The 6,732-nt window shown below is 63.9% G+C and carries 4 protein-coding genes and 4 pseudogenes; 6 read left to right on the top strand and 2 right to left on the bottom strand.

The window, feature by feature from the left end; all coding sequences use genetic code 11:
• Positions 1-46: 46 nt before the first annotated feature.
• The 4 genes from G4Z14_RS17555 to G4Z14_RS17570 are packed head-to-tail and all read left to right on the top strand — an operon-like array spanning position 47 to position 4,366.
• Entirely contained in the window at positions 47-985 is a 939-nt protein-coding gene (locus G4Z14_RS17555) for an ABC transporter permease (RefSeq protein WP_164628073.1), read from the top strand.
• On the top strand, positions 982-1,836 hold the full coding sequence (locus G4Z14_RS17560; RefSeq protein WP_164628075.1) for an ABC transporter permease: 855 nt from the start codon (positions 982-984) through the stop codon (positions 1,834-1,836). The genes G4Z14_RS17555 and G4Z14_RS17560 overlap by 4 nt, the downstream gene beginning before the upstream one ends.
• A complete protein-coding gene (locus G4Z14_RS17565; RefSeq protein WP_164628076.1) occupies positions 1,833-3,425 on the top strand; it encodes a dipeptide ABC transporter ATP-binding protein in 1,593 nt (530 codons plus the stop codon). Before G4Z14_RS17560 ends, G4Z14_RS17565 begins: the two co-directional genes overlap by 4 nt.
• Entirely contained in the window at positions 3,422-4,366 is a 945-nt protein-coding gene (locus G4Z14_RS17570) for a MurR/RpiR family transcriptional regulator (RefSeq protein WP_164628078.1), read from the top strand. Before G4Z14_RS17565 ends, G4Z14_RS17570 begins: the two co-directional genes overlap by 4 nt.
• 339 nt (positions 4,367-4,705) lie before the next feature.
• On the opposite strand, the pseudogene G4Z14_RS17575 reads toward G4Z14_RS17570, so the two are convergent.
• A pseudogene (locus G4Z14_RS17575) lies at positions 4,706-4,894 on the bottom strand (IS5/IS1182 family transposase); the annotation flags it as partial.
• 95 nt (positions 4,895-4,989) lie between these two features.
• On the opposite strand from G4Z14_RS17575, the pseudogene G4Z14_RS17580 reads away from it, so the two are divergent.
• Together G4Z14_RS17580 and G4Z14_RS17585 are read left to right on the top strand one after the other, a co-directional pair.
• Positions 4,990-5,377, top strand: a pseudogene (locus G4Z14_RS17580) (VRR-NUC domain-containing protein).
• Positions 5,374-5,865, top strand: a pseudogene (locus tag G4Z14_RS17585) (helix-turn-helix domain-containing protein); the annotation flags it as partial. The pseudogenes G4Z14_RS17580 and G4Z14_RS17585, both read left to right, overlap by 4 nt.
• 28 nt (positions 5,866-5,893) lie before the next feature.
• Here G4Z14_RS17585 and G4Z14_RS17590 read toward each other — a convergent pair.
• A pseudogene (locus tag G4Z14_RS17590) lies at positions 5,894-6,609 on the bottom strand (IS5 family transposase); the annotation flags it as partial.
• Positions 6,610-6,732: the final 123 nt, after the last annotated feature.

Below are 6,732 nucleotides of genomic sequence, written 5' to 3' on the forward strand. Positions count from 1 at the left end.
GCCCGCCGGGGTTTCTGGTTCCACAGCGGATTTGGACGAGCAACGCATGCACTATCTGACTTTCATCGGCCGCCGGCTCTTGCACATCGTGCCGGTGCTGATCGGCATCAGCCTGGTGTCCTTCCTGCTTGTCATGCTGGTTCCCGGTGATCCGGTGCGGCTGGTTCTGGGTCCGCGGGCGACGGACGACGCCGTTGCCGCCATGCGCGAGGCCTGGGGCCTGGACCGGTCGCTCCTGTCGCAATACCTGACCTATGTCGGCAATGTGGTGCAGGGCAATCTGGGCGACTCTCTCAAGTACCGGCTGCCGGTCTGGGATCTGATCGCACAATACCTGCCGCGCACCGCCTTTCTGATCGGCTATGTGCTGGCGATGACAGTGCCGGTCACGGTGCTGCTGGCCGTCACCGCCGCCCGCCGCGAGGGTGACTGGCCCGATCAGGTGATCCGCCTCCTGTCGGTTCTGGGCATGACGATCCCGGTATTCTGGCTGGCCGTCATTTTCGCCCGGCTCTTCGGCATCCAGCTCGGCTGGTTCCCGGTCAGCGGCTATGGCGAGGGGTTCCTTGGCCATCTGCACCACCTTTTCCTGCCGGCGGTTTCCACCTCGCTCTGGCTGGCGCCGGTGCTGACGCGGAACCTGCGCGGCGCGCTGGTTCAGCAGATGGACGCGGACTATGTCGCCGCCTGCCGGGCCAAGGGCCTGCCCGAGCGCCTGATCTTCCGCCGGCACATCCTGCCGAACTCTGTGCTGCCGACACTGAACCTCTTGGGCGTAATGATCGCCTTCCTGATCGGCGGCTCGGTCGTGGTGGAAATCGTCTACGCCGTGCCGGGACTGGGCGCGCTGATGATCGGCGCAGTGCTGGGCCGCGACTATTTCGTGATCCAGGGGCTGACGCTGGTCTATGCGCTGGTGACCGTGCTGGTCACGCTGGTCATCGACCTTCTGACCGCCGCCATTGACCCGAGGACTGTCGGATGACCGAGACATCTGCAATCAACCTGCCCGCCCGCGACCGGCCGCGCCTGAAGAAGGGCACGATCGAACTGGCAATCGGCGTCCTGATCGTAGGCGCATGGATCCTTGCCGCCGCTGGCGCCGGGATCGTCGCCCCCGCTGACCCCAATGCACTGGATCTTGCGGCCGTGCTGGCGCCACCCGGACCGGCGCATCTGATGGGCACCGACAATCTGGGCCGGGACATCCTGTCGCGCGTGATCCACGGCGCCCGGATCGACATCTGGATGGGCTTCATCGGCGTGCTGGCGCCGCTTTGCATCGGGGTGCTGGTGGGTCTTGTCTCGGGCTACTATGGCGGGATGACCGACACGATCCTGATGCGCCTTGTCGACATCACCGTAGCCTTTCCGTTCTTCATTCTGGTGATCGCCATTGTCGGCCTGCTGGGGCCGGGTCTGGCGAACTATTTCGTGGCGCTGGGGCTGGTGGCCTGGGTGGCCTATGCAAGGCTGGTCCGCGCCGAGGTGCTGGTGGTCAAGCGGCTGGAATTCGTGCAGGCCGCAAAGGCCCTTGGCTTTCCTGACCGGGCCATCCTGTTCCGCCATGTGCTGCCCAATGTGCTGGGTTCGATCACGATCTATGCCTGGACCGACGCGGTGATGGTGATCCTCGCCGGGGCCTCCTTGGGCTTTCTGGGTCTTGGCGCGCAGCCGCCAACGGCGGAATGGGGGGTGATGATCTCCGATGGCCAGCCCTACATCGTTCAGGCCTGGTGGATCTGCTTCTTTCCCGGCCTTGCAATGGTGACGCTGAGCCTTGGCTTCATCCTGATCAGCGACGGGCTGTCGCGCCGGTTGAGGGTTTCGCAATGAGCGTGATTTCCATTCGAAACCTTTCCGTCACCTTCCCCGGCGACGCCGGCCCGGTTCAGGCGGTGAAGGACGTGTCCTTCGACCTGGAGGAAGGCGAGATCCTTGGCATCGTCGGCGAAAGCGGGTCGGGCAAGTCGGTGACCTGCCGCGCCATGCTGGGGCTCTTGCCACGCCGCGCTACGCTGGGCGGGCGGATCCTGCACCACGGCCAGGACCTGACCCAGCCTGCGGCGATGCAGGCCGCGCGCGGACGCGATATCGCGATGATCTTCCAGAACCCGGCCTCGCATCTCGATCCGCTGATGACCATCGGCGATCAGGTGGCAGAGCCGCTGATCTTCCATTTCGGCATGAGCCGCGCCGAAGCGCGCGCCGAAGCCCTGAAGCTCTTGGACGCGGTGCAGATCCGCGACGCGGCGGGGCGGATGAGCGCCTATCCCCACCAGCTTTCGGGGGGGATGAAACAGCGCGTGCTGATCGCCACCGCGCTGGCCTGCCGCCCGAAGCTCTTGCTGGCCGACGAGCCGACGACCGCCCTCGATGTCACGGTGCAGGCCGAAATCCTTGCCCTGCTGAAAACGCTCAACCGCGAGCGGAACCTGACCATGGCGCTGGTCTCGCACGATCTGGGGGTGATCGCCGAAATCTGCCACCGCGTGATCGTCATGCGTCAGGGCGAAATCGTCGAATCCGGCAGGCTGCGCGATCTGGTCCACGCGCCCAAGCATGACTACACGCGCCTCTTGATCACCTCGCAGCCGGGCCGATTGCCGCAGATGACCGATCAAAGACCGGATAGCGCCCCGCTGATCGAACTGCGCGACCTGTCGCTGCATTTCCCGGGCAAGGGCGACAAGGTGGTGCGGGCTGTGGACGGGGTGTCGCTGTCGGTGCGGCAGGGTGAGTGCCTGGCCATCGTCGGCGAAAGCGGATCGGGAAAATCCACCGTCGCGCGCGCGGTGATCGGCCTGAACGCCCCGACCGGCGGCGACATCCTTTATGAGGGACGGTCGGTGGTCGGTTTGAAAGGCGAGGCGCTGACCGCCTTTCGCCGCAAGGTCCAGATGGTGTTCCAAAGTCCATTCGACAGCCTGAACCCGCGCATGAGCATCCAGCGCACCATCGCCGAGCCCTTGTGGCGGCATGGTCTGGCGACCAAGGCAGAGGCCATGGACCGCGCGCTGGAGCTAATGGACATGGTGGAACTGCCGCGCAGCCTTGCGGGTCGCCGGCCCGGCATGCTCTCGGGCGGCCAGTGCCAGCGGGTCGGCATTGCCCGCGCCCTGGCGCTGTCGCCGCGGGTGCTGATCGCCGATGAGGTGACCTCTGCCCTTGACGTGACCATTCAGGCGCAAATACTGAAGCTTCTGACCCGGCTTCGGAAAGAACAGGATCTGACGGTGATCTACATCAGCCATGACCTGACCGTGGTGCGCAAGTTCTGCGACCGCGTGGCGGTGTTCCGCACGGGCCAGCTTGTCGAAAGCGGCACCACCGCCGAGGTCTATGCCGATCCCAAGGCCGCTTACACCCGTGACCTGATCGCCGCCGCGCCGGATCTTGATCAGGCCCTGGCGGGCGTGACGTGACCCAGCCGCCGGCCCCTCCCCAAGGCCAGGACGGCCTGTTCCGCGCGCTGGAGGACCGCCACGCCGCAATGACGCCGTCGGAACGCGCCATCGCGGCCTGGCTGCGCGACAACATCGGCGTGCTGCCCTTCAACACCGGCGTGCAGATCGCCACGGCCATCGGGGTCAGCGAAATGACCCTGATCCGGTTCCTGCGGAGCCTTGGCTACGGCAATCTGCGCGACCTGAAGAAACATCTGCAACCACCGCCGGGTGCCGACACCACCGCGCTGGATGATGTCACCCAGCGCTTTACCAGCCGTTCGGTCGATTTCGGCACCTTGACCAAAAGCCTTGAGCTTGAGCTGGACGCCATGCGCCGCGCCTATGAGATCACCTCAAGCCCGGTCTGGGAGCGGATCGTGACGCGGCTGGCCGAAACGCCCCTGGTTCACGTTCTCGGGTTTCAGGCCGTTCAGGGCGTCGCGATGGATTTCGCCAGCCGGCTGAAATATGTGCGCCCCGGTATCCGCTTTGCGCGCGGATCGGCCGGGGTTTATTCCGAAGTGCTGGAAAGTGACCCGGCAACCTCGCTGATCTTCCTGGTCGACACCGAGGCCTATGCCCGCGAGGGCGTCCTGCTGGCACGCAAGGCCAAGCAGATCGGCATTCCGATGGTGATCATGACCGACCGCTTCAGCCACTGGGCCCGCGAATTCAGCGACGAGGTTCTGGAAATGAACACGCTGGTCGGCACGTTCTGGGATTCGACCGCCTCACTCGCGGTTGCCACCAACCTGCTGATCCATTTCACCGCCGGGCGTCTGGGCGAAGCCGCAAATGCCCGCTTTGACGAGATGGTGGCGCTGGGCGAGCATTTCGACGCCTTCGACATGGCCGCGAGCCGGCTGGGCAACATCGGCCGCTGGAAGACCCGGCTGAGCCAGTCCGACAAGGAGTGAGGCAAGGCCGGATCGGCGTTGATGCACAATGGGGCTTTGGGGAGTGAAGCTTGGTGACGTTGCCCCAAGGGCTTTCCCTTCCCCCGAACGGAAGACCATGTCCACGCTGCCGCCCAGGAAGGCGCATTGCAAGATACTGATATATTTAATATTTTCTTGCGATGGCAGGTCAGCCCATATCGCTCTTTGCGGTGGATGAAGCCCCCCTCCTCCGGTTCCTCCCTGGCCCCGAACCTATGCGGGGGGCGCAGCGCGGTGTTTCGCTAGCGACAGGCGCGTTCACCGGGGAATCCAGACGGAATCCACGTCGCGCGATCTCGCCGATTGAGTTTCGTTAGGTCAGTATGGGGCTCTGTTGCACAAATCCTGTGACGGACGTGGTTCCCCTTTCTCCGGATGGGCTCCTCCCACGGCTTCTGTGACGGGTATGCCGAGCGCAGTGAAGCCGTTCAGCACGGCGACACGCACCTGGAACTCGGCGACCTGACGGTCGAAGTCCCGGGCCATTTGGCGCTGACCAAGCAGTTTGCTACGCCGGACCGACGGGTTTGGCACAGCCAGAAGGTCCAGATTGTGTGCCAGGTGGTGGTGATCGATAAGGCCTGCGGTACCGAAACGAAACGTTGCCTCGATGGGCTCTGTTGCACAAATCGGTTGCCATCGTGCAGGCACTGCGCTTCGCCCTGCCCCGCGACGCCATCGTCCATCATTGCGCCAACGAGGTGACCGAGGCCGGGCCCCGCGGCGCAAAGCGTCAGTCGATCCTGGTCGGCATGGGCGTTCATGCCGGGTTTGCCGATCTGATCGTGATCTCCGGCGGCCGCGTGCTGTTCCTCGAGGTCAAAAGCGAAACCGGCCGATTGCAAATCGCAGGAGGTCTTCCGCGACACCGTCTGTGCGCAGGGTTTTGGCTGGGCGCTGATGCGTTCGGTTGACGATGCGCTGGGCGCGCTAGCCGACAACGGCTTCACCAGCCGCGCGCAGCGCCCCATGCGGCGGGCCGCGCCATGAGCCATGACGCCAGCAACTGGGCGATCCAGCGGCGCGGGCTGAAGCCGACGACCAAGATCGTGCTCTGGCACCTGTGCGACCGCTTCAACCCCGACTTCGGTTGCTTCCCGTCGCAGGACCGGCTGGCGCATGATTGCGAAATCAGCAGGTCCACCCTGAACGAGCATCTCGACCGGCTGGAGGCGGATCATCTGCTGCGGCGGGTGCCGCGTATCGATCCCGTCACCAAGCGCCAGTTGCCGACACGCTACATCCTGGGGTTCGAGGAGGGCTTCGCACCACATGATCCGGAGCCATGTCCGGAAATCGGACACGGGTTTTTGCCCTTCGGCCATCATGCTGAAACCGCATGTGAAATCCCCACCATCCCTGCTGATCTGGCCGAGCCGTGTCCGGAAATCGCACACGGCAATCCGCAAGAACCCGTGTCCAGTTTTTGCCCTGACCCGTGTCCGGAAAATGCCGAAAGCCGTGTCCGGAATCCGGACCTTAGGGTCAGGACCCATTGATCTTGGGTCATAGCCAGAACATGACGGTTGCGGCGAGGGCGACTGCGGAGAGGAAGACCTTCGGGCACCTGTCGTAGCGGGTGGCGACCCTGCGCCAATCCTTCAGGCGCCCGAACATGATCTCGATCCTGTTGCGGCGTTTGTAGCGGCGCTTGTCGTGCTTGATGGGCTTGGCGCGAGACTTCCGGCCTGGGATACAGGGCTTTATCCCTTTGTCTTTCAATGCTTCTCTGAACCAGTCAGCATCATAGCCGCGGTCAGCCAGCAGCCAGTCCGCCTTTGGCAAGCTGCCCAACAGGGCCGCGGCTCCGGTGTAATCGCTGACCTGGCCTGCCGTCATGAAGAACCGGATCGGGCGACCATCGGCATCGGTGACGGCATGCAGCTTGGTGTTCATGCCGCCCTTTGTGCGGCCGATCAGACGGCCCCTCTGGTCGCCGGCTCCCCCTTTTTCGACCGCAGGCTGGTCGCCGTGCGGTGCGCCTTGAGATAGGTCGCATCGATCATCACCGTCTTCGGCACAGCGGCTTCGGCAGCCAGACCGTCCATCATCCGAGCGAAAATTCCCTTGTCGCTCCATCGTTTCCAACGGTTGTAGAGGGTCTTGGGCGGACCATACTCCTTTGGCGCATCAAACCATCGCAAGCCATTGCGATTGATGAAGATTATACCGCTCAGAACCCGCCGGTCATCCACGCGCGGCTTGCCATGGCTCTTTGTGAATCGCCCCTAGATTTGTAGACGCCTTGCTTGGTAATTTTGGAAGCAAGGAGGACAAGATGTCCGGAGCTAAATTCACAGACGAGTTCAAGCGCGATGCCGTGGCCCAGATCGAGGATCGGGGTT

The sequence above is a fragment of the Tabrizicola oligotrophica genome (assembly GCF_011008935.1).
GTDB classification, from domain to species: domain Bacteria; phylum Pseudomonadota; class Alphaproteobacteria; order Rhodobacterales; family Rhodobacteraceae; genus Tabrizicola_A; species Tabrizicola_A oligotrophica.

What these genes read in the sequence shown, in the direction of transcription:
- G4Z14_RS17565 (WP_164628076.1), top strand. Translation starts at nt 1,833, where the DNA reads ATGAGCGTGATTTCCATTCGAAACCTTTCCGTCACCTTCCCCGGCGAC.
- G4Z14_RS17555 (WP_164628073.1), top strand. Translation starts at nt 47, where the DNA reads ATGCACTATCTGACTTTCATCGGCCGCCGGCTCTTGCACATCGTGCCG.
- G4Z14_RS17560 (WP_164628075.1), top strand. Translation starts at nt 982, where the DNA reads ATGACCGAGACATCTGCAATCAACCTGCCCGCCCGCGACCGGCCGCGC.